Below are 22,231 nucleotides of genomic sequence, written 5' to 3'. Positions count from 1 at the left end.
AGGCAATAAATTAGTCGTTGCGGGCGGGAATATTCAGGCCGCGTTGTACTGCCGGGCGCGCCAAACCGCGCTCCAGCCATTGCCCCACCCGTGGGAAACTGTCGAACTCCACCAGTTCGCGCGCTTCGTAGAAACCGATCAGGTTACGCACCCAGCCCAGCAGTGAAATGTCGGCGATGGTGTAATCCTGGCCCATGATCCACTCGCGGCCTTCGAGGCGGCTTTCCAGCACGCCGAGCAGGCGTTTGGATTCATTTTTATAACGCTCCAGCGGGCGTTTATCTTCGTATTCACGCCCGGCGAAGCGGTGGAAGAAGCCGAGTTGGCCGAACATCGGGCCGACCGCCGCCATCTGGAAAAATACCCATTGGATGGTTTCATAGCGCTGCGCGGGATCCTGTGGCAGGAATTGACCGCTTTTCTCTGCCAGATACAGCAGGATGGCACCGGATTCAAACAGCGCCAGCGGCTTACCGCCTGGGCCATCGGGATCGATAATCGAAGGGATTTTACCGTTAGGGTTCAGCGACAAAAACTCCGGTGTCCAGGTTTCATTCTTGCCGATATCGATCAGGTGCGCTTCATAAGGCAGGCCGATCTCTTCGAGCATAATGGACACTTTTACGCCGTTAGGCGTTGGCAGCGAGTAAAGCTGCAGCCGTTCCGGATGTTGCGCCGGCCACAGTTTGGTGATGGGGAATTGGGTTTGATCGAGCATGAGGAGTCCTCGGGTTGACGGTTTGCCTATTGAGTATTGCACCAAAGCTAACGCGTTGCGGGGTTAAACCGTGAGGTCAAAATGTGCTTTCAGAGCATTCTTGCCGGTGGCGGTGAGTTGCAGCTCGCGGCTATCGAGCCGGCGCTTTATCCAGCCGCGCTCGATAAAGGCGTTAAGTAGCGCTGCGCCAAGTGCGCCGCCAAGGTGAGCCTTGCGTTCGCTCCAGTCCAGGCAGCCGCAGGCGAAGCGCCGCCGTGAGGGCGCAGGCGCGCAGTCGACGCCCAATCGCGCCAGGGCGGTCTGCCCCGCATCGCTCAACCGGTAGTCTTCCTCGCCCACCAGCCAGGCTAACTGATGCAGACGGTCATGCAGTTTTACCGCCACTTCACCGGCCATATGATCGTAGCAGGTGCGGGCGAATTGCAGCGAGGTGGGGGTTGTGCTTTTCACCGTCGGCCGTTCGACGCCGGCCAGCGCCATCAGCGTTTCCAGCACATCGGCCACCGGCTGCCCCGCCAGGCGGAAATAGCGATAGCGCCCCTGTTTGACGCAGGCGATCAACCGTTGTTCCTGCAAGCGCGCCAAATGCCCGCTGGCGGTAGAGGCGGCGACGTCCACCGCGGCGCTGAGTTCGGTGGCGGTATAGGCGCGCCCGTCCATCAGCAGGCACAACATGCGCGCACGGGTACGGTCGGCGATAGCGGCAGTCAGTGCCGCCAGGCGATCTTCGATATCGATGTCATTCATACTTCGAGATTAGGCGAAGTATGGCTGTGCGTCCATCGCTATGATCTGTTCTTCCCCCGGTTCAGTTCGACGGAGTTCATCATGACCCTTTGTCCGTATACCCGTGCAGTGACTGCCGTCACTTCTGACAACCCGCGCGCCGACTATCTGCAGATGGAGCCCATGCAGTTTCAAACGCAATTGCAGAGTTGGGTTGCCGCTTCACCTTTGGCTGTGAGAGAAGCCTTGAACAACCCCGATCTGGGTGTACGTCCGACAGGTGAGCCGATCCCCACTTTTTTGTTGAACACGCCCGCAGAATCCATTTTCGGTGCACTGGTGCGAATGCAAGATGGTGAAGCGCATCCTCAACTTAACGCGGCTATACGGCAGGCATTAGCGGACATCGACGAAACCCAGCTCCAACAAACTGCATTGACTGTGGCGCGAGAAATAGCACCTTGTTTGCCGGATGCTAACCAGATCACCCGTTTTAACTATGCCTTGCCGGTGTGTGTTATCGCTTCACTGCTGGGCGTCGGTGCCGATGAGTGGACTGAACTGGTGGATGAAGTATTGGATTTTTCACGTTGCATTGCGCCTGGCGGGAGCGAACGCCAGAGAGCGTTGGGCATACTTGCTGCGGGGCCCCTTTCGGCGCGGCTTGAAAACCGTCGTGGCCCTTTATGGCTTAGCCTGCAGCGGGCATGCGCTATGCGCGGCATGGGGAATCAGACCGCGTTGTCCAATGCCATTGGGCTGATGTTTCAGGCTTGCGAAGGTACTGCCGGCTTGATCGGACAGGCGCTGTTAATGATGCGCAATCACGATGGGGATGCGCGGGCGCTGATTGAAAAAGTCCTTTCTGATACGCCTCCGATTCAAAATACTCGTCGTTTCGCGTTGCGGGATACGCAGGTAGCAGGCTGCACGGTGCTGGCTGGGCAATGCGTCCTGATATTGCTGTGTGCAGGTGACGAAAGCTTTGCTTTTGGTGATGGCGTGCATCGTTGTCCGGGTGCGAACTGGGCGAAAATCATTGCGCGGTACGGCATTCAACATTTATCCGTATTGGGCGTTGATCCGCAGGCGTTGAACAGTTTCCACTGGCGAGTTTCGCAAAACGCGCGCGTACCTGAATTTTACCTCTGACAGGAACTCTCTATGATTGCCGTTATTTTTGAATTGCAGGCCGCCGACGGGCAGCGTGAAACCTACCTTAAACTGGCGGCAGAGCTAAAGCCGCTGCTGGCGGAGATTGACGGATTTATCTCCATCGAGCGCTTTCAAAGCCTGGCCGATCCGCAACGGTTGCTGTCGCTGTCCTTTTGGCGGGACGAAGAGGCGGTAAAACAGTGGCGCAATCTCGAGCAGCACCGGGCTGCGCAGGCGCGTGGCCGCCATGATGTGCTGGCGCACTACCGCCTGCGGGTGGCTGAGGTGGTGCGCGACTATGGTTTGGAGCAGCGGGATCAAGCGCCGCAGGACAGTTGCGGCTATCACGCAGATTAGTGCAAGGCTGGTTTCGCTGTTGACAGCCCTTCCGGTTTTATTCTATTGATAGTGGATGAACAAAAACCGACTTGTATTCGCGCAGATTATTATCACCATTCTCAGAGTGGTGGGATAGCGCGTCTCTTTCAAGCCAAAACCCGCCAGTAAGGCGGGGCATCTCTCCTCCTGCTGGCCATCACCCAGGAGGACGTCATGGAAAATCACCCCCAGGCTGTTTTACATCTGATGTGCGGCAAAGCCGGTTCAGGCAAGTCGACGTTGGCAAACCGCTTGTCGCAGCAGCCGCAAACACTGTTGATTGTTGAGGACAGCTGGCTGGCGACGTTGTATGAACAACAGATGGCCGGATTGCAGGACTACGTCCGTTATTCGGCCCGGCTACGGCAGGCATTGAGCGAACATATTGTACAACTGCTGCGTAATGGGCTGTCGGTGGTGCTCGATTTTCCGATGAACACGCCGGATCGTCGTCTTTGGGCCAGGCAATTGGCAGACGCCGCCGGTGTTGGTCATTGTCTGCATTTTCTGGACGTCAGCGATGTGCAATGCAAGAGCCGGATAAAACTGAGAAATGAGCAGGGCGATCATCCTTTCGTGCTAAGCGAAGAAACCTTCGATCTGCTTACCCACTACTTTGTTTCCCCTTCAGAGGAAGAGCGGCTGACTGTGGTCAGATATGGCGATCAGGCCTGAGTCAGCCCGTTTGAGGGATGTGGTTTCAAACGCGGTATCGACAGCGACCTCGCTCTGCGGTGCAGAGCGGGTGTTATCTCTTGCGTTAACGGAAAGTTATGCCAGCGCGTTCCAACGCTGTATAAGCCCCAGCAGATGAACCAGACCTATGCAGAGACATATCAACGAACTTATGACGATGAATCTGTGGCTGCGGCCGGTATTGCGCAGCGCAACGGGGCCTGCGATACCACGCAACAAATAGATAAACGTGATGAAGCACAGCGCGGGGCGCAGCAATGGCAGCGGCGCAATAATGCCGGCGCCGGCCAAAGCGTACAGCGCCCAGATAAACAGCACCAGGGCGATACCCGCGGTCGCGATGGCCGGAAATTTCTTGCCGGCTTCGGCAGCGCGGATAAAGCGATCGCCGGCGCCGCACAGGCGATATCCGCGCGGCCCCGCCTTGATCACCCAAACATGCACCAGGGCCGCAATGGCGCTCAGTCCTGCGCCCGTCAGTAATGCCAAATTATAAGGGGTATCCATACTTCTCTTCGCTCCTGGGATAGGACTATTGCGTCAGTTTTTGTGACGCTCCTTGAACACCGTAGTGGCAATCAGGCTGATAGTCAGCATGCCGGTGACATACCAGGCCGGCGCCATAGGATTGCCGCTGACACCCAGCAGCCAGGTGACGACGAGCTGCGCCGACCCACCAAACAGCGTAACGCCGAAAGCATAAATCATTGAGGTGCCGGTAGCGCGGACATGGCGCGGTAGCGCAGAGACGATCAGCATGGTGCTCGACAACATATTGATCCCTAAAGCGCCAATCAGCAAGATGCGAAAGAGGATTGCCAGCCACAGATAGTGTGTGGAGCCCAGGAACCAGAATGTGGGATAAATCAGTATCAGAGCGGCAAAGATAGAGAAAAGCAGCGGCCTTTTGTAGTTTTGTACCCGATCGACATAACGGCCGGCGAAATAAACGGCGACGATTTGCACCACGGAGGCAATGCAGCTGAAGAGATAGGCGGTTGGCGCGGCAATATGATAGGTCTGCATCATATAGGTCGGCATATACAGCAGCACAATATAAACCATCACGGTGCCGGACATAATGATCAGCATCCCCAGCAGCAGATCTTTAAAGTGATTGCGCAGCACATCCCAGACCGGGTTAACCGGTGGGCGTTCTTGATCCGCAACCTCGCCGCTATAGGTTTCTTCCAGGTGTTTACGGATATACACGCCGACGGGAATAATCAGCAGGCCGATGATGAAAGGCACGCGCCAGCCCCAGGAATAGAGGGCGTCTTCCGGCAGAAAATAGGTCAACAGCAGCCCGAAAGAGGCGCCGAGCAAGGCGCTGATGCCTTGGCTGATCGCCTGCCAACTGACAAAGAATCCCCGCTGGTTGGCCCCGGCCGACTCCAGCAGCAGGGTGGTCGCAGACCCCACTTCACCGCCGGCGGCAAAGCCCTGAATTAATCGCCCGACCACGATCAGCATCGGTGCGAAGATGCCAATCTGCGCATGAGTGGGGGCGAAGGCGATCAGCGCCGTGCCGACGCCCATCAGAACAATAGTCATTAACATGGCGGCCTTACGCCCGACCCGATCGGCGTAGGCCCCCAACACCATGCTGCCCAGCGGTCGCATAATAAAGCCGACGCCAAAAACGGCCACCGACATTAATAAAGAACCGTAGGCCGTGTCGCTGGGGAAATACAGTTTACCGATAATGGCTGCAAAGAAGCTGTAAACGGTGAAATCGAAGATCTCCAGTCCGTTACCGAGGCTGGCGCCAAAAATGACCTTATGATTTATCTTTTTCTTTTCGATCGTCCGATTCTCGGATAACTCGTTTTCAACAGTGTTTGTCATTATTTCTATCTCTCGCGATGGGTGGCATGTTTTTATTGTTAATGTTTCACCAGTGATACCTGAGGGATGCTGTTTGTTGCGATCACACTATTGCAACCTCTTATTTACATATACTTGTATGTACAACTATATGCAATACAGGTTGTTTTCGGTGTAAAAATGGAGATTAATTGGTTTAACTTATTGTTTATTTGGTAATTTATTCGGGTTGTGATAAGAGTGTCAACCCTGCCGGGCTGACGATTTAGTGACCTGCCACACACAAAGGATCCGATTCCCTATGGGTTTTAAGAGGTGAATCACAATTTTAATCGTAGAGAGGAATCTGTGGTGGTGAGGTTCTGCCGTAGCAATAAAAATTGCTATTCGGCCTGAAGGAGAGGGTAAAGGCAACGCATTTACTTAATCCAGGGGAGTAATGGTTTATTACCCATAGGTTAACGTTATTTTTTTGTTGAGATGTTTAACGTAAATATTGGCTCTATCTATCACTCCGATGATACGCCTGATGGTTTTTTAGGCCTGCCTGTGAGTAATTAATATTTTGCGTGAATTTAATTTATTTAAATAATTGTTGTGGTGAATACAAATATGTTTTCTCGAACGCAGACAGGAATACGAGTAATCCAGGATATTGAGACGTCTCGAACAAGGCTCCCTATGCTCTGATGCGCCAGTAGTGCAAATGCGGGACTATTGAATGTCGTGACCAAGCCCCGCTGATTTTTTCTTAAACTTCTGTTTTTTGCATTTGCAGGCAAGGTTCCTGTTGCCATCTCAGTGTCAGGAAATCGACTAACGCCCGCGCTGCCGGGCCCACCGGCCCCGGCGGGTAAACGGAATAAACCCCGGTTTCTCTCCCTGTCCATTGCGGCAGCAGTTGCACCAATTCCCCCAAACGTATCGATTCGGCCATCGTCACGGCGGAATGAAACGCGATGCCTTGGCCGTCTATACAAAATTGTTTGACCGCATCGCCATTATCCGCTCGCATTCGGCCCTTGGGCTGAAACATTATTTCTCCCTGAGGCCCGAACAGGCGCCAGTTCTCGCCGTCGTGACTCGCCGTCGAAACCAGGCACTGGTGCTGCCGCAGTTCCTCGAGCGTTGTCGGTGTGCCGTGCCGTTGCAGATAATGCGGTGAGGCGACCAGGATCCGCCGGTTGTTGAGCAGTTTGCGCGCCACCAGGCTTGAATCCGGTAGTCGGCCAATGCGGATAGCGACCGCCACGCGCTCCGCGACAATGTCGACATAACGATCGGTCATCAGCAGGTCTACTCGCAGTTGGGGATACTGCGCCATAAACGCCGCCAGATGCGGCGCGACGTGCAGACGGCCAAACGACAGCGAGGTGCTGACACGCAACGTTCCCTGCGGCTGGCTTTGCTCATCGCGCATTCGCTCATAGGCCATTCTCAATTGTTCCAGGCCGGCGCTGCAGTCTGTGAAGTAGCGCTGCCCGGCGTCGGTCAGCGACATCGCCCGGGTGGTGCGGTTGATAAGCAACATATCAACCTGTTGCTCAAGCTTTTTGACCAGGCGACTGACGGCAGAAGGCGTCATATTCAGCGCTTGCGCCGCTCTGGCGAAGCTCTGATGTTCCGCCACGGCGACAAAGGCTTTTACCAGTTGCAGGGAAGGTTCTTCCATTCGTTCTCCCAGGGAATGAATATCTGAAATATGCGGCTATTATCATCCAGATTGATGATGGTTAGAATGCGTTTTTTATCGGGAGAACCTTATGGACACTCACAATAACGCCGCCGTTTTTGCCAATCTGCACCGTCAGCCACACCCATTACGCCTGCCCAATGCCTGGGACGCCGGCAGCGCATTGTTGATTGAAAGCCTCGGCGCCGCAGCGATCGCCACGACCAGCGCCGGTGTCGCATGGTCGCTGGGCTATCGCGATGGCGACAGGTTGCCGTTAGCCCCGCATCTGGCGAGCATTGCGGCGATCGCGCGCGTCATTAAAGTGCCGCTCAGCGTGGATATCGAAAGTGGCTACCCGGATGAGGAAGGCAGCCTGGAAAGCCGGGTGGCGCGCTTTATTGACGCCGGTGCGGTGGGCATCAATATTCAGGATGGGGCGGATTCGCCACAGATCTTGTGCGAGAAAATCACCCAGGTGCGTAATGTCGCGGAGCGCATGGGGGTTAAACTTTATATCAATGTGCGCACGGACGTTTATGCGCGCAGCCTGGTCCCTGCCGCCATGCGAGTCAGTGAAACGCTGAGTCGAGCCAAGAGTTACCATGAGGCGGGGGCTGATGGGTTGTTTGTTTTGGGCGTGACGGACCCGGAAGAGATCCGTGAAATTGCCGGCCAAACCGATCTGCTGCTTAATGTGATCGCCTGGCCTGGTCTTTTGCCGGCGGAGCAACTCGCCGCGCTTGGCGTTCGCCGGGTGAGCGTCGGTTCATGGATCCCGCAAAGCCTGTGGACGCACACCGCCAGATTGGCGGCAGGTTTTCTGGCCGATGGCAGTTCCGAACCGCTGTTCGGTGATGCAGCGCCTTACTCGCACATCAACGGCTGTTTTCCCGATTAACGAGTCAGGATGCCGGATGGGGGATTATCGCATTCGGCATGTTCGGGGAATGGAGCGGTTTCAAAAAATGGTTGAAGAAAAGTAAGGTTACGGTTGATGCCCGTATAATAAGAGTATATGAATCAAGCTATTTTATAGATTTTAATGAGGCATGTTATTAATACGGCTATAAGTTTTATATTTGCAATGGTTTTATTTATGTGGTTAGGTTTGTATAAGGAAAATGATTTTTTAATGTAGGTGAGTTTATGAAAAGGATTTTTATAGTTGCTACTTTGTCTTTTACTTCGTTATGTTCTCTCTATGGCTACGCAAATGAAAATCATTATGAAACCATAGAAAGTAACTTATCCCAGGTTGGTTATTTTTCCTTAGGTATGAATGGCTTTGTTGGCAGGATTAGTGAGGGAGAAGTTGCTGTAATAGATATTCTTAAAAGCAAGAGTGCAACTGATATTTTCCTGAGAATAGCCAATAATCCCAAGGCAACGCCAGAAAGTAAACTTTATGCCGCTTGTGGATTGAAGCAACTAGGTAAGCTAAATAATAACGACGTCAAATCAATTTTTGAAAAAGCGTGGAATGATGATGTTTCGATATTGAAAGCAGACATTTTAAGAAAAGAAAAATTTAAAAATTTATATTTTGGCATTTTAAATCATGGATGCATGTGAGTAAATTTACTGAATTATTTTATTTCTTGGGGAAATGGTTCATGACAACCTTCAAGCGGTAATAGCTTCACCGGTATCCCTCCGTCAACGTGCGGGCTTGCATTACGCCGAGCCACGGGGCCGGCATGCCGGGTTAACCTCATGATCCTCTGCCGCCGCACCTTTGTTCAAATTGTCACCGAAACTTCCCGCGATCTCTTATCCTCGTTATGGCATAATGCGCGCCAAATCACATTCCCAATGATATGAAGAGCGAGCGCTGTGTTAAGCACTAACAACATCACTATGCAGTTTGGCAGTAAGCCGTTGTTTGAAAACATCTCCGTTAAGTTTGGCGGCGGTAACCGCTATGGTTTGATCGGGGCCAACGGCTGCGGCAAATCCACCTTTATGAAAATCCTGGGTGGCGATCTGGTGCCGAGCGGCGGCAACGTGTTCCTCGATCCGAACGAACGCCTGGGCAAACTGCGTCAGGATCAGTTCGCTTTCGAACAATACAGCGTGCTGGACACCGTCATCATGGGCCACCACGAGCTGTGGGCAGTGAAGGAAGAGCGTGACCGCATTTACGGTCTGGCCGAAATGAGCGAAGAAGACGGCTATAAAGTGGCCGATCTGGAAGTGGCTTACGGTGAGATGGACGGTTACACCGCCGAAGCGCGCGCCGGCGAACTGCTGCTTGGCGTAGGCATCCCGGTTGAACAGCATTACGGCCCGATGAGCGAGATCGCGCCGGGCTTCAAACTGCGAGTATTGCTGGCGCAGGCGCTGTTCTCCGATCCGGAAATCCTGCTGCTCGACGAACCGACGAACAACCTGGACATCGATACCATTCGCTGGCTGGAGCAGGTGCTGAACGATCGTAACAGCACCATGGTCATCATTTCGCACGACCGTCACTTCCTGAACATGGTCTGTACTCATATGGCGGATCTGGACTACGGCGAGCTGCGCGTTTATCCGGGTAACTACGACGAATACATGACCGCGGCCACTCAGGCGCGCGAGCGTCTGGTTGCGGACAACGCCAAGAAGAAGGCACAGATTAACGAACTGCAATCGTTCGTGAGCCGCTTCAGCGCCAACGCCTCCAAATCCAAGCAGGCGACCTCTCGCGCCCGCCAGATCGACAAGATCCAGTTGGAAGAAGTGAAGGCCTCAAGCCGTCAGAACCCGTTCATCCGTTTTGATCAGGACAAGAAACTGTTCCGTAACGCGCTGGAAGTGGAAGCGCTGACCAAAGGCTTCGATAACGGCCCGCTGTTCAGCAAGTTCAACCTGATGGTTGAAGTAGGCGAGAAAGTGGCGGTGCTGGGCCCAAACGGTATCGGTAAATCCACCCTGCTGAAAACGCTGGTGGGCGACGCTCTGCCGGACAGCGGCAGCGTGAAGTGGTCCGAAAACGCTAAGATCGGCTACTACGCTCAGGATCACGAATACGAGTTCGATGACACCCTGACGGTATTCGACTGGATGAGCCAGTGGAAGCAGGAAAAAGACGACGAGCAAGCGGTGCGCAGCGTGCTGGGCCGTTTGCTGTTCAGCCAGGATGACATCAAGAAGAAAGTTAAGGTGCTGTCCGGTGGTGAAAAGGGCCGTATGCTGTTCGGCAAGCTGATGATGCAGCGCCCTAATATCCTGGTTATGGATGAACCAACCAACCACCTGGATATGGAATCCATCGAATCGCTGAACATGGCGCTGGAAATGTACGAAGGTACGTTGATCTTCGTTTCCCACGACCGTGAGTTCGTCAGCTCGCTGGCGACGCGTGTGCTGGAAATGACGCCGACCAAGGTTATCGACTTTACCGGCAACTACGAAGACTATCTGCGTAGCCAGGGTATCGTTTAACTCTGCTTAGGCAGTCAAAAGGCGGGAGCATTCCCGCCTTTTTTGTCTCCGTTATAGGGCAGAGTAAAATGCTCTTTTGAAACTCTGACATAAACTCCTCAAATATCGTTAACTATCTGCATTTCCCCCTGTAAGTATAAAATCTGGAATGCATGTCTTTTATTTATCGTAAAGTGAGTATAGAAGCTTGGTTTTATTATTTTAAACTGCCCGTATATTTACCTGATTCGTTAATGCCATTAATTAACCTCGCCATAAAATTCGCTAAAAATCGGTTACGCGAATGAATTATATATTTAAGTAGTTGCTGGTTTTAGTCTGTTTACCTTGTTTTTAATAAGGCTGAAAATATCTTGATATTTCCTCGTGCAAACGTTATTAATAATCGTTATCAAACATGATGAGAGGTTTTTTCAGTATTTTAGGGGTGATTAATGCAGTCTATTAAAACTAGTGGCATATTTTTTCGGAAATGGATGCGCTGCTCTACATACATATTTATGATATTTACTGCTGTGAATTATATTGGTGACAGTATTCATGGTGGGAATTTTTATTTCTTTTTCTTGATTGTTTTTTTATGCCTTGTGGGCGGCTTTGTCTTTGTTTTTTTCAACATTATCAATGTAAAGGATGACGAAGAATGAAAGAGCTTGGTTTGCGTGAAATTGCTCAGATATCGGGTGCTGGTGGTGAACAACTGGCTCAATTGGGCGGTACTTTAGTAGGGACCTGGGCCTCTGGTGGTAATCCTTACGCTGGAGCATTGGGGGGCTATGTCGCTGGCGAGTTATACACTGGGATACAAAATGGTCACCAAATCGCCCCCGGCATTGGACAAGGATTAGGATCATATAACCCTAATTATAATCCTGGCTTGATCGGACCATGGCAACCTTCTGGGAATAGCTTTTCTCTCGCGGAAATTCAGGCAATTGGCTGGGCAAGGTTTCAAAAAGATGTTTGGGGCGGATAGTATCGATCAGATTCAGAAGATGATTGGGTCAGGCATAATATAGGGCGACCCACCAAAGTTATGAGGGTTCACCCTATATGTTATTCATCAGTGACGTGGGGGCTCTGCAGTCCGGCATGGTTACCCATTTGGCCAATGCTTGCTATTCCCCACCGCACACCTCGCATTGCGGGCTCTTCGGCAATTTCATCTCGCGGAACTGCATCGTCATGGCGTCGAACATCAGCAGTTTTCCGGTAAGGGGCTGGCCGTATTGTGCCAATAGCTTAATCGCTTCTATCGCTTGTAGTGTACCGATTGTGCCCACCAGCGGCGCCATAACCCCAGCCTCGACGCAGGTCAGGGCGTTTTCGCCGAATAACCGGCTCAGGCAGCGGTAGCAGGGCTCGTCCGGCTGGTAGGTGAATACGCTGAGCTGCCCCTCCATGCGGATCGCCGCGCCGGAAACCAGCGGTTTGCGTTGCGCATGGCACTGGCGGTTGAGCAGATCGCGTGTCGCTACGTTGTCGGTGCAGTCCAGCACCAGATCGCAGGCGGCAATGTGCGCCGCCATCTGTTCGTCGTTCAACTGCCCGTCCACGGCATCAATACGGATATGCGGATTGATGGCGCTCAACTCGAGGCGAGCCGATTCGACCTTCGTCATGCCAAGGCGTGCATCGCGATGCAGGATCTGGCGTTGCAGGTTGGAGAGGGCGACGGTGTCGAAATCAACCAGCGTCAAGTGGCCGACGCCCGCCGCGGCCAGGTATGGCGCAGCAGCGCAACCTAGCCCGCCCAGGCCGATAATCAGCACTCGAGCGGCCTTCAGTTTTTCCTGGCCGTCGAAGTCAAAGCCGCGCAGGATAATCTGACGGTTATAGCGCAGCGTTTCGGCGTCGGTTAATTCCGGCAGCATGTTCAGCTCCTCAACAAGGTGTTGAATGGCTCGATTTCCACCATTTCGCCAACCGCCACGGAACCGCGTTCGCGCTCCAGCACGATGAAACAGTTACCCTGGCTGAATGAACTGAATACGTGCGAGCCCTGATGGCCGGTGGTGCTCACTTCCAACTCGCCCTGGGCATTGCTGGCAAACACGCCGCGCTGGAAATCAAGACGACCCGGCGCCTTCTTCAGCGGCGTCAATGCGCGTGCGCGCAGGCGCGGTGGCAGATGCCATTCGCTGTGGCCGGCCAGTTTTGCCAGCAACGGCTGCACTAACTGGTAGAAGGTCAGGGCGGCGGAAACCGGGTTGCCCGGCAGGCCGCAGAACCAGGCGTGCTTCAGCTTGCCAAACGCAAAGGGTTTGCCGGGTTTGATCGCCAGTTTCCAAAAACTGACCTTGCCCAACTCGTCGAGCATCTGTTTGGTGTAGTCGGCTTCACCCACCGACACGCCGCCGCTGCTGATCACTACGTCAGCCTGGCTGTCCGCCTGCTCGAAGGCGGCGCGCAGCGCGTTCTGGTCATCACGGATAATGCCCAGATCGAGCGTCTCGCAGCCCAATTGCTCGAGCATCAGGCGTACCGCAAAGCGGTTGGTGTCATAAATCTGCCCGGCCTCTAGCGGCTGGCCTACCGGCTGCAACTCGTCGCCGGTGGAGAATACCGCGACCTTCAACTTGCGGACAACCAGCACCTCGGCGACGCCGAGCGAGGCCAGCAACGGCAACTGCGCAGCGCCCAGTTTGACGCCGGCTGGCAATACGCCGGCGCCCTGTTGGATATCTTCTCCCGCCAAACGGATGTTTTGTCCGGCGCGCACGGCGGCATTGAAGCGAACGCCGGCATCGCTCACCTCGGCCTGCTCTTGCATGATCACCGCTTCGGCGCCGGTTGGGATCGGCGCGCCGGTCATGATGCGCACGCAGGTGCCGGCCGGCCAGTCACCGTCGAACGGCGCACCGGCAAAGGCTTTGCCCGCGACCGGTAGCGGGGCGTTGGCATGCAGGTCCGCGATACGCACCGCATAACCGTCCATGGCCGAATTGGCGAACGGCGGCACGTCGATCGGTGAAATCACCGGCGCGGCGGTAATGCGGCCGGCGGCGGCGTTCAGGGGGATGGATTCGGTCTGCTGCAGGGGAGAGAGTTGGCTGAGCATCTTCTCCAGCGCCTGCTCAAGGGAAATGAGATCGGAAGTATGGCAATGATCCATAAAGGGAACTCCGTAATCAGGGTGCGCGAAAAACAGCGGCAAAGTGGGAGTATTATGGCAGATAACGCCGAAGGGGAGAACGGGTTACACTGAGTAAAACAAGGGAGAAAGGTTATGCATAAACAGGTCATAGACTTCTGGTTCGAGGAGATCGATCCGGTGATGTGGTTCAAGAAAGACGAGGATTTCGACAGCCGGTTGCAGGTGCGTTTTGGCGAGTTGTGGCACGCGGCGGCGGCGGGTGAATTGGCGCACTGGCGCGAAACTATCGAAGGGCGGCTGGCGGAGGTGATCGTGCTCGATCAGTTCAGCCGTAATTTGTTCCGCGGCACGCCCCGTGCATTTTCCAGCGACTGCATGGCGCTGGTGCTGGCGCAAGAGGCGATCCGCTCCGGGCAATGCGAACAGCTCAGCCGCGAACAGCGCGGTTTTCTCTATTTACCCTTTATGCATTCGGAATCGGCGGTGATTCATCAGCAGGCACTGGCGCTGTATACCGAACTGAATAATGGCGATCAGTTGGAATTTGAATTACGGCATAAGGCGATCATTGATCGTTTTGGCCGTTACCCGCACCGTAATGCGATATTAGGCCGGATCAGCACGCCGGAAGAAGAGGCATTTCTGCTGTTGCCAGGGTCGGGTTTCTGAATATTGATTATCTGCTTTCAACCTGCGAAAAAACCGCAGGTTGAACGCTTCATGGCTATTTATCCAGAGCTATCGGTTATTTTTTCGGAAAATGACTGTCCGTCAAGTAGGGCGCTTGCCAAAAATATCAGACATGACTTCTTGCGGGAATGCTTTGATCTAACACTCTGTTTTTATTCCACTAAGTTATTTCAAGGTGCAAAATGGTCTAAGAGGGCTACGCTAAATGCTGAACGGCGACTTTATGCTTTACTTCGATTGCCGGGCTAAATATAGTCGAAAAAAGTCTGAATAATAATTACACCCGTCGTATTTCAAGCATACCTGGCGGCTCCCGAGATGGTCGCCTGGTTGCAACTTGAAATCCATAGGGGATAGGCGTCTTGGAAAAGAGCTGGAATTAACACAGGGTGTCAGGCAAATGAGCAAACCAGTGATTGCCATTCATGGCGGTGCGGGCGCAATTACCCGTGCGGCGTTGAGTGCAGAAAAGGAACAGGAATATATTCAGGTGCTGTCCGGCATTGTCGCCGCAGGCCAGAATATTTTGGCCCAGGGCGGTAGTGCGCTGGATGCGGTCACCGAGGCGGTGAGGTTGCTGGAAGAGTGCCCGCTGTTCAACGCGGGCTTGGGCTCGGTGTTCACTCATCAGGGCACCCACGAACTGGATGCCTGCGTGATGGACGGCCGCACCTGCGATGCCGGCGCCGTGACGGGCGTTAACCGAATACGCAATCCGGTGCTGGCCGCGCGTGCGGTGCTGGAAAACAGCCAACATGTGCTGTTCGCCTGTGAAGGCGCAGAAAAATTCGCCGCGGCCCACGGCCTGGAAATGGTCGCCCCCGATTTCTTCTTTACTCAGGAACGTTTTGATCAACTGCACCGCGCTCAGGCGGAGCAGGGCCGGGTGCTGCTCGATCACGACGGCGCGGCGCAGGCCGGCGATCCGATAGACCCCGATCGCAAATTCGGCACCGTCGGTGCGGTAGCGCTGGACGCATTAGGCAATCTGGCGGCCGCCACCTCAACCGGCGGTATGACCAATAAACAGGCAGGCCGGATTGGCGACACGCCGATCATCGGCGCAGGCTGCTATGCCAACAACGCCACGGTGGCGGTCTCCAGTACCGGCACCGGCGAAATCTTCATGCGCGGCGTCGCGGCTTACGACGTTTCTGCCTTGATCGAGTACGCCGGTCTGAGCCTGCAGCAGGCCAGCGATCGGGTGGTGATGGAAAAACTGCCGGCAATGGGCGGCAGCGGCGGGCTGATCGCCATCGACCGCCACGGCAACGTGGCCCTGCCTTTCAACAGCGAAGGGATGTACCGCGGCTTCGGTTATGTCGGCGATGCGCCGTCCATAGGGATTTATCGCTAACCGATCACCAGGAGGGTGCATGACCGATACTTCAATGCCGCTTGCGGCGGACTCCGGGTTATTTCTGCCGCCGCAGCGCGTACTGTCGGTACGCGATCTTGGCATCCGTTTTAACCAACAGGGCGACACCGTCGAGGCGGTGCGCCACCTGTCATTTGACATCGATCGCGGTGAAACACTGGCGATCGTCGGCGAGTCCGGCTCGGGCAAATCGGTGACCTCTCTGGCGTTGATGCGGTTGGTTGAGCAGGGCGGCGGCGCTATCGTCAGCGGCGCTATGCCGTTTCGCCGGCGCAACGGCGAGGTGCTGGATCTGGCGCGAGCGCGTCAGAGCACCTTGCGAACCCTGCGCGGCGCCGATATGGCGATGATTTTTCAGGAGCCGATGACGTCGCTGAATCCGGTGTTTCCGGTAGGCGAGCAGATCGCCGAGTCTTTGCGGCTGCATCAGGCGATGGGCGGTCGCGCCGCGAAACAAGAAGCCTTGCGCATGCTCGATCGGGTGCGCATTCCCGAAGCCAAAGAGGTGCTTAACCGTTATCCGCACCAGCTTTCCGGCGGCATGCGCCAGCGGGTGATGATCGCCATGGCGTTATCTTGCAAACCCGCGCTGCTGATTGCCGACGAGCCGACCACCGCGCTGGACGTCACCATTCAGGCGCAGATCCTGCAGCTGATTCGCGTGCTGCAGCAGGAAATGCAGATGGGGGTGATTTTCATCACCCACGATATGGGCGTAGTGGCGGAAATTGCCGATCGGGTGCTGGTGATGCATCAGGGCGAACAAGTGGAGCAAGGGCCGGTGCGCGAGTTGTTCGCCGCTCCGCAGCAGCCTTACACCCAGGCATTGCTGGCGGCGGTACCCAGGCTGGGCTCGATGGCAGATAGAGACTTCCCGGCCAAATTCCCGCAGCCCAACGGCGAAGACGATGAATTGCCGCAGAATACCGTGCCGCCTGGCGCAGCACCGATCCTGCGCGTGGAAAACCTGGTCACGCGCTTTGACCTGCGCAGCGGTATTTTCAACCGAGTCACCCGTCGGGTACACGCGGTGGAAAACGTCAGTTTTGATCTCTATCCCGGCGAAACGCTGGGGCTGGTGGGGGAGTCCGGCTGCGGTAAATCCACTACCGGCCGTTCGCTGCTAAAGCTGGTGGACAGCCAACATGGCACCATCACCTTTGACGGCCGTCAGATAAACCAACTGAAAGGCTCGGCGTTGCAGCACCTGCGGCGCGATATCCAGTTTATCTTCCAGGATCCTTACGCTTCTCTGGACCCGCGGCTGACCGTCGGATTTTCGATTATGGAGCCGCTGTTGGTGCATAACGTGGCGCGTGGCAAGGCGGCGGAGGAGCGTGTGGCCTGGTTGCTGGAGCGCGTAGGGCTGAAACCTGAGTATGCGCGGCGTTACCCGCATGAATTTTCCGGTGGTCAGCGGCAGCGTATCTGCATTGCGCGTGCGCTGGCATTGAACCCGAAGGTGGTGATTGCCGACGAGTCGGTGTCGGCGCTTGACGTGTCGATTCAGGCGCAAATCGTCAATCTGCTGCTCGATCTGCAGCGTGAGCTCGGCATCGCATTCTTGTTTATCTCGCACGATATGGCGGTGGTGGAACGCATTAGCCATCGCGTGGCGGTCATGTACCTCGGCCAGATCGTCGAAATTGGCCCGCGTCGGGCGGTGTTCGACAACCCGCAGCACGCTTATACCCGCAAACTGATGGCGGCGGTGCCGGTGGCCGATCCGGCACATGTCCATAAACGCCAACCGTTGTTGGTGGATGAAATTCCCAGCCCGATCCGCGCGTTGGGCGATGAACCCGTTACCGCACCGCTGGTACAGGTTGGGCCGGGGCACTTTGTTGCCCGCCACCCGATCGCCGGTGCTTATTAAAGACCTCAGGAGAGACAAGCGACATGAAGCACACATTCAAACGTAATGCGTTGGTGGCCGCCGTGCTGCTGGCGGCAGTGGGCGCAGGCCCGGCCTGGGCGGCGAAGGATGCGGTGATTGCCGTGGCTTCCAACTTCACCACGTTGGATCCGTACGACGCCAACGACACGCTGTCTCAGGCGGTGGCCAAGTCTTTCTATCAGGGGCTGTTCGGCTTCGATAAGGACATGAAGCTGGTTAACGTGCTGGCGGACGGCTACGAGGTGAGTAAAGACGGCCTGACTTATACCCTCAAGCTGCATCCGGGGGTGAAATTCCACGACGGCACCGAGTTCAACGCCGAAGCGGTGAAGGTGAACCTGGATCGCGCCAGCAACCCGGACAGCCATCTCAAGCGCTACAACCTGTTCAAGATGATCGACAAAACCGAAGTGGTGGACGTCAACACGGTGAAAATCGTGTTGAAGGCACCGTTCTCGGCCTTTATCAACAATTTGGCGCACCCGGCGGCGGCGATCATTTCCCCGGCGGCGCTGAAGCAGTATGGCAAAGACATTGGCTTCCATCCGGTGGGCACCGGGCCGTATCAGTTCGTGACCTGGAACCAGACCGATTTCGTCAAGGTGAAGAAGTTCGACGGCTATTGGAAGCCAGGATTGCCGAAGCTCGACAGCATCACCTGGCGCCCGGTGGTGGACAACAACACCCGTGCGGCGATGCTGCAAACCGGCGAAGCGACCTTTGCCTTCCCGATCCCTTACGAGCAGGCCAAGGTGCTGGAAGGCAATGCCAAGCTCGACGTGGTGGCGGCTCCGTCGATCCTGCAACGTTATATCAGTCTGAACGTCACCCAGAAGCCGTTTGATAATCCGAAAGTGCGCCAGGCGTTGAACTACGCCATCAACAAGGATGCGCTGATCAAAGTGGCGTTCTCCGGCTACGCGGTACCGGCGGAAGGCCCGGTACCGCCGGCGATCGACTTCGCTACCCGCTACAAACCGTGGCCGTACGATCCGGCCAAGGCGCGCGAACTGCTGAAAGAGGCCGGTTACCCGAACGGTTTCACCACCACGTTGTGGTCTTCGCATAACCACAGCACCGCGCAGAAAGTGCTGCAGTTTGCCCAGCAGCAGCTGGCGCAGGTTGGGGTGAAAGTGACGGTGACCGCGATGGACGCCGGCCAGCGTGCCGCGCAGGTGGAAAGCGTCGGGGTGAAAGACACCGGCGTGCGCATGTTCTATACCGGCTGGTCGGCGTCGACCGGCGAGGCGGATTGGGCGCTGTCGCCGCTGTTCTCCACCCAGGCTGCGCCGCCCAAACAGTTCAACACCGCGTTTTACAGCAACCCGCAGGTGGACAAGGATCTGACCGGTGCGCTGGCGACCACCGATCGCGCCGAGAAGCAAAAACTCTACAAGGATGCGCAGGACCGGATCTGGGCCGATGCGCCGTGGATCTTCCTGGCGACCGAGCGCCTGCTGTCGGCCAACAACAAACAGCTGAGCGGTTTCTATGTGATGCCGGATACCTCGTTCAACTTTGATAATGCCGATCTCAAATAAGGCGCCAATCCCCGCCCTCTATTCGGGGGCGGGGTGAGGGGATTAACCCGACATGCTTAATTATTTTCTGAAACGACTGCTGGGTCTGATCCCGACGCTGCTGATTGTCGCGGTGCTGGTGTTTCTGTTCGTTCATCTGCTGCCCGGCGATCCGGCGCGGTTGGCGGCGGGGCCGGATGCCGACGAAGCGGTGGTGCAACTGGTGCGTAAGGATCTGGGGCTGGATAAGCCGTTGCCTCAGCAGTTCGTCCATTTTTTTGTCAATGCGCTACAGGGCGATTTCGGCACCTCGATGGTGTCCAAGCGCCCGGTGAGCGAGGAGATCGGCTCGCGCTTTTTGCCAACGCTGTGGCTGACCCTCACCAGCATGCTGTGGGCAGTGATCTTCGGCATGGCCATTGGCATGGTGTCCGCCGTGTGGCGAAACCGCTGGCCGGATCGCCTGGGCATGACGCTGGCGGTCTCGGGCATTTCATTCCCCGCCTTTGCGCTGGGCATGCTGCTGATGCAGGTATTTTCCGTCAACCTCGGCTGGTTGCCGACGGTGGGCGCCGACAGCTGGCGGCACTATATTTTACCCTCGATTACGTTGGGCGCGGCGGTGGCGGCGGTGATGGCGCGTTTTACCCGCGCTTCATTCGTTGAGGTGATGCAAGAGGACTATATGCGCACCGCGCGCGCCAAGGGCGTGCGCGAAACCCTGGTGGTGGTGAAACACGGGCTGCGTAACGCGATGATCCCGGTGGTGACCATGATGGGATTGCAGTTCGGCTTTCTGCTTGGCGGCTCTATCGTGGTGGAGAAAGTCTTTAACTGGCCGGGGCTGGGCAGGCTGCTGGTCGATTCCGTCGAGATGCGCGATTACCCGGTGATCCAGGCCGAGGTGCTGTTGTTTTCTCTGGAGTTCATTCTGATTAACCTGTTGGTGGACATGCTGTATGCGGCAATTAACCCGGCGATACGCTACAAATGAGGGCGCTGCATGATTAAGCATTGGCGACGTAACGCTGCATTGAAGGCGATGCCGACGATCAACCCTAACGCGGTGCGCACGCCGTGGCATGAGTTTTGGCGGCGTTTCCGCCGGCAGCATGTGGCGTTGGTCGCGGGACTGTTTGTGTTGCTGTTGGTAGCGGCAGCGCTGTTTGCGCCGTACCTGGCCCCGTTTGATGCGGAAAACTATTTTGATTATGACCGCCTGAACGAAGGCCCTTCGCTGGTGCATTGGCTGGGCGTGGATTCGTTGGGGCGGGATATTTTTAGCCGTATTTTGATGGGCACGCGCATTTCGCTGGCCGCCGGGGTGTTCTCGGTACTGGCCGGCGGATTGATTGGCACCTTGCTGGGCCTGTTGGCGGGCTATTATGAGGGCTGGTGGGATCGTATCACCATGCGCATTTGCGACGTGTTGTTCGCGTTTCCCGGCATCCTGCTGGCGATTGGCGTGGTGGCGATCATGGGCAGCGGCATGGCCAATGTGATTATCGCGGTGGCCATTTTCAGTATTCCGGCGTTTGCCCGGTTGGTGCGGGGCAACACCCTGGTGCTGAAGCACCTGACCTATATCGAGTCGGCACGCAGCATTGGCGCTTCGGACTGGACCATCATCATGCGGCATATTTTGCCGGGCACTCTTTCGTCGATTGTGGTGTATTTCACCATGCGTATCGGCACTTCCATCATTACCGCCGCCAGCCTGTCGTTCCTCGGCCTGGGCGCACAGCCGCCGACGCCGGAGTGGGGCGCGATGCTCAACGAGGCGCGTGCCGATATGGTGATTGCGCCGCACGTGGCGATTTTCCCCAGTTTGGCGATTTTCCTCACCGTGCTGGCGTTTAACCTGTTGGGCGATGGGCTGCGCGATGCGCTGGATCCGAAACTGAAGGGGTAACTTTGGGCTTGTTGCCTTTGCGCGTTCGGGCCGGTTTCGCCATGATGCGTGGCGCACATTTGAAAGGTATCCGGCCAGTAGTCGCCCGGAACGCTTGAATCCTTTGGTCAGGCTGGTGGATGACAACGAGTACGCCGTTATGACTCATGAGATGGCAAGTATTCCCGTTCGCGCACTGGGCGCTGAATTTTGCGATGCATCCCAATACCGAACCAAGGTCAAAGCCGCAATAGATTTTCTTTTCGACGGTATCTGATGAAATCCGGGCGGCTAAACCGCCCGGATTTTTTTATCAGCGGAACAGGTGTTCGGCGTGGAAGCGCAGGTGGTCTTCGATAAAGGTGGCGATGGTGAAGTAGCTGTGATCGTAGCCTGGCTGGATCCGCAGCGTCAGCGGCCAGTCGCGCTGGCGTGCCAGCTCGGCCAGTTTCGCCGGTTGCAGCTGATCCGCCAGGAACTGATCGCCGTCGCCCTGATCCACCAGCACCGGCATTTTTTCCGCCCCGTTAGCCAGCAGATGGCAACTGTCGTATTGCAGCCACTGGCTTTCGTCGTTCCCCAGATAGGCGGTGAAGGCTTTTCGCCCCCAGGGCACCTGGCAAGGGTTGACGATCGGCGCGAACGCCGATACCGAACGAAAACGCTGCGGATTACGAAACGCCAGCATCAGCGCGCCATGGCCGCCCATGGAGTGGCCAAAGATCGACTGGCGATCGCTGACGCTGAAATGCTGATTGATCAGCGCCGGCAGCTCATCGCTGAGGTAATCGTACATGCGAAAATGCTTGTCCCACGGCGCCTGCGTGGCGTTCAAATAGAACCCGGCGCCCTGGCCCAGATCGTACCCTTCATCGTTCGGCACATCGTCGCCGCGCGGGCTGGTATCGGCCATCACCAGTACCAGGCCCAGTTCGGCGGCGATGCGTTGCGCACCGGCCTTCAACGTGAAGTTTTCATCATTGCAGGTCAGCCCCGACAGCCAATACAGCACCGGCGGCGGGTTATCATCACGCGGCGGCGGCAGATAGATGCTGAAAGTCATGTTGCAATTCAGGCTCTGCGCTGCATGGCGGTAACGCTGTTGCCAGCCACCGAACATGCGGTGCTCTTCGAGAAGTTCTAATGACGAGTTCATC

General features: G+C 55.9%; 21 protein-coding genes and 1 pseudogene. 14 read left to right on the top strand and 8 right to left on the bottom strand.

Annotated elements, in window-relative coordinates; genetic code table 11:
- Nucleotides 1–10: 10 nt before the first annotated feature.
- Entirely contained in the window at nucleotides 11–718 is a 708-nt protein-coding gene (locus ACUTSW_RS08270; RefSeq protein WP_197927895.1) for a glutathione S-transferase N-terminal domain-containing protein, read from the bottom strand.
- A 63-nt stretch (nucleotides 719–781) separates the two neighbouring features.
- Nucleotides 782–1,465, bottom strand: coding sequence for an ArsR/SmtB family transcription factor (locus ACUTSW_RS08265; protein WP_166728431.1), 684 nt, complete (start codon nucleotides 1,463–1,465; stop codon nucleotides 782–784).
- Between the two features lie 81 nt (nucleotides 1,466–1,546).
- Between ACUTSW_RS08265 and ACUTSW_RS08260 the strand changes: the two genes are divergently transcribed.
- The 3 genes from ACUTSW_RS08260 (at nucleotide 1,547) to ACUTSW_RS08250 (ending at nucleotide 3,652) form a co-directional block, all read left to right on the top strand.
- Nucleotides 1,547–2,596 (top strand): cytochrome P450, encoded by a 1,050-nt coding sequence (locus ACUTSW_RS08260; RefSeq protein WP_445584126.1) that lies wholly within the window; start codon nucleotides 1,547–1,549, stop codon nucleotides 2,594–2,596.
- 12 nt (nucleotides 2,597–2,608) lie between these two features.
- Nucleotides 2,609–2,956, top strand: coding sequence for an antibiotic biosynthesis monooxygenase family protein (locus ACUTSW_RS08255; RefSeq protein ID WP_445584125.1), 348 nt, complete (start codon nucleotides 2,609–2,611; stop codon nucleotides 2,954–2,956).
- Nucleotides 2,957–3,151: 195 nt separating this feature from the next.
- On the top strand, nucleotides 3,152–3,652 hold the full coding sequence (locus tag ACUTSW_RS08250; RefSeq protein WP_445584124.1) for an AAA family ATPase: 501 nt from the start codon (nucleotides 3,152–3,154) through the stop codon (nucleotides 3,650–3,652).
- Nucleotides 3,653–3,748: 96 nt separating this feature from the next.
- On the opposite strand, the gene ACUTSW_RS08245 is transcribed toward ACUTSW_RS08250, so the two are convergent.
- From ACUTSW_RS08245 to ACUTSW_RS08235, 3 genes are all read right to left on the bottom strand, one after another.
- On the bottom strand, nucleotides 3,749–4,180 hold the full coding sequence (locus ACUTSW_RS08245; RefSeq protein WP_166728434.1) for a hypothetical protein: 432 nt from the start codon (nucleotides 4,178–4,180) through the stop codon (nucleotides 3,749–3,751).
- A gap of 33 nt (nucleotides 4,181–4,213) precedes the next feature.
- On the bottom strand, nucleotides 4,214–5,521 hold the full coding sequence (locus ACUTSW_RS08240) for an MFS transporter (RefSeq protein WP_445584123.1): 1,308 nt from the start codon (nucleotides 5,519–5,521) through the stop codon (nucleotides 4,214–4,216).
- Nucleotides 5,522–6,251: 730 nt separating this feature from the next.
- Nucleotides 6,252–7,172 (bottom strand): LysR family transcriptional regulator, encoded by a 921-nt coding sequence (locus ACUTSW_RS08235; protein WP_445584122.1) that lies wholly within the window; start codon nucleotides 7,170–7,172, stop codon nucleotides 6,252–6,254.
- A gap of 91 nt (nucleotides 7,173–7,263) precedes the next feature.
- Here ACUTSW_RS08235 and ACUTSW_RS08230 point away from each other — a divergent pair, with 91 nt between their 5' ends.
- The 4 genes from ACUTSW_RS08230 to ACUTSW_RS08215 all read left to right on the top strand — a co-directional run bounded on the left by ACUTSW_RS08230 (nucleotide 7,264) and on the right by ACUTSW_RS08215 (nucleotide 11,577).
- Nucleotides 7,264–8,073, top strand: a complete 810-nt coding sequence (locus ACUTSW_RS08230) for an isocitrate lyase/PEP mutase family protein (protein WP_445584121.1) — start codon at nucleotides 7,264–7,266, stop codon at nucleotides 8,071–8,073.
- Between the two features lie 248 nt (nucleotides 8,074–8,321).
- On the top strand, nucleotides 8,322–8,747 hold the full coding sequence (gene mchS3 / locus ACUTSW_RS08225; protein WP_445584120.1) for an MchS3 family protein: 426 nt from the start codon (nucleotides 8,322–8,324) through the stop codon (nucleotides 8,745–8,747).
- 261 nt (nucleotides 8,748–9,008) lie between these two features.
- Nucleotides 9,009–10,601: an ABC-F family ATPase gene (locus ACUTSW_RS08220; RefSeq protein ID WP_004942319.1), complete on the top strand. Its 1,593-nt coding sequence runs from the start codon at nucleotides 9,009–9,011 to the stop codon at nucleotides 10,599–10,601.
- A 643-nt stretch (nucleotides 10,602–11,244) separates the two neighbouring features.
- Nucleotides 11,245–11,577, top strand: a complete 333-nt coding sequence (locus ACUTSW_RS08215; RefSeq protein WP_445584119.1) for a hypothetical protein — start codon at nucleotides 11,245–11,247, stop codon at nucleotides 11,575–11,577.
- A gap of 142 nt (nucleotides 11,578–11,719) precedes the next feature.
- Here the strand turns inward: ACUTSW_RS08215 and moeB are convergent, their stop codons facing one another.
- Together moeB and moeA are read right to left on the bottom strand one after the other, a co-directional pair.
- Nucleotides 11,720–12,475 carry a molybdopterin-synthase adenylyltransferase MoeB gene (gene moeB / locus ACUTSW_RS08210; protein ID WP_445584118.1) on the bottom strand — a complete coding sequence of 252 codons (756 nt, stop codon included), beginning with the start codon at nucleotides 12,473–12,475 and terminating at the stop codon, nucleotides 11,720–11,722.
- Between the two features lie 2 nt (nucleotides 12,476–12,477).
- Nucleotides 12,478–13,716, bottom strand: coding sequence for a molybdopterin molybdotransferase MoeA (gene moeA / locus ACUTSW_RS08205; protein ID WP_445584117.1), 1,239 nt, complete (start codon nucleotides 13,714–13,716; stop codon nucleotides 12,478–12,480).
- A 114-nt stretch (nucleotides 13,717–13,830) separates the two neighbouring features.
- Here moeA and ACUTSW_RS08200 point away from each other — a divergent pair, with 114 nt between their 5' ends.
- From ACUTSW_RS08200 to ACUTSW_RS08170, 7 genes and pseudogenes are all read left to right on the top strand, one after another.
- Entirely contained in the window at nucleotides 13,831–14,367 is a 537-nt protein-coding gene (locus ACUTSW_RS08200) for a DUF924 family protein (protein WP_006324382.1), read from the top strand.
- A 421-nt stretch (nucleotides 14,368–14,788) separates the two neighbouring features.
- Nucleotides 14,789–15,745 carry an isoaspartyl peptidase/L-asparaginase family protein gene (locus ACUTSW_RS08195; RefSeq protein ID WP_445584116.1) on the top strand — a complete coding sequence of 319 codons (957 nt, stop codon included), beginning with the start codon at nucleotides 14,789–14,791 and terminating at the stop codon, nucleotides 15,743–15,745.
- A 19-nt stretch (nucleotides 15,746–15,764) separates the two neighbouring features.
- Nucleotides 15,765–17,642, top strand: coding sequence for a dipeptide ABC transporter ATP-binding protein (locus ACUTSW_RS08190; RefSeq protein WP_445584115.1), 1,878 nt, complete (start codon nucleotides 15,765–15,767; stop codon nucleotides 17,640–17,642).
- 23 nt (nucleotides 17,643–17,665) lie between these two features.
- Nucleotides 17,666–19,204 carry a glutathione ABC transporter substrate-binding protein GsiB gene (gene gsiB / locus ACUTSW_RS08185; protein ID WP_445584114.1) on the top strand — a complete coding sequence of 513 codons (1,539 nt, stop codon included), beginning with the start codon at nucleotides 17,666–17,668 and terminating at the stop codon, nucleotides 19,202–19,204.
- A gap of 52 nt (nucleotides 19,205–19,256) precedes the next feature.
- Nucleotides 19,257–20,177 carry a glutathione ABC transporter permease GsiC gene (gene gsiC, locus ACUTSW_RS08180; RefSeq protein ID WP_062870247.1) on the top strand — a complete coding sequence of 307 codons (921 nt, stop codon included), beginning with the start codon at nucleotides 19,257–19,259 and terminating at the stop codon, nucleotides 20,175–20,177.
- Between the two features lie 9 nt (nucleotides 20,178–20,186).
- Nucleotides 20,187–21,095: a glutathione ABC transporter permease GsiD gene (gsiD, locus tag ACUTSW_RS08175; RefSeq protein ID WP_201087296.1), complete on the top strand. Its 909-nt coding sequence runs from the start codon at nucleotides 20,187–20,189 to the stop codon at nucleotides 21,093–21,095.
- Between the two features lie 61 nt (nucleotides 21,096–21,156).
- Nucleotides 21,157–21,351: pseudogene (locus tag ACUTSW_RS08170) on the top strand (CcdB family protein); the annotation flags it as partial.
- A gap of 36 nt (nucleotides 21,352–21,387) precedes the next feature.
- Here the strand turns inward: ACUTSW_RS08170 and fghA are convergent.
- Nucleotides 21,388–22,230: an S-formylglutathione hydrolase gene (gene fghA, locus ACUTSW_RS08165; protein ID WP_004942338.1), complete on the bottom strand. Its 843-nt coding sequence runs from the start codon at nucleotides 22,228–22,230 to the stop codon at nucleotides 21,388–21,390.
- Nucleotide 22,231 lies beyond the last annotated feature (1 nt).

The sequence above is a fragment of the Serratia sp. TSA_198.1 genome, from assembly GCF_052686505.1.
This window is presented reverse-complemented; position numbering and strand designations above follow the sequence as displayed.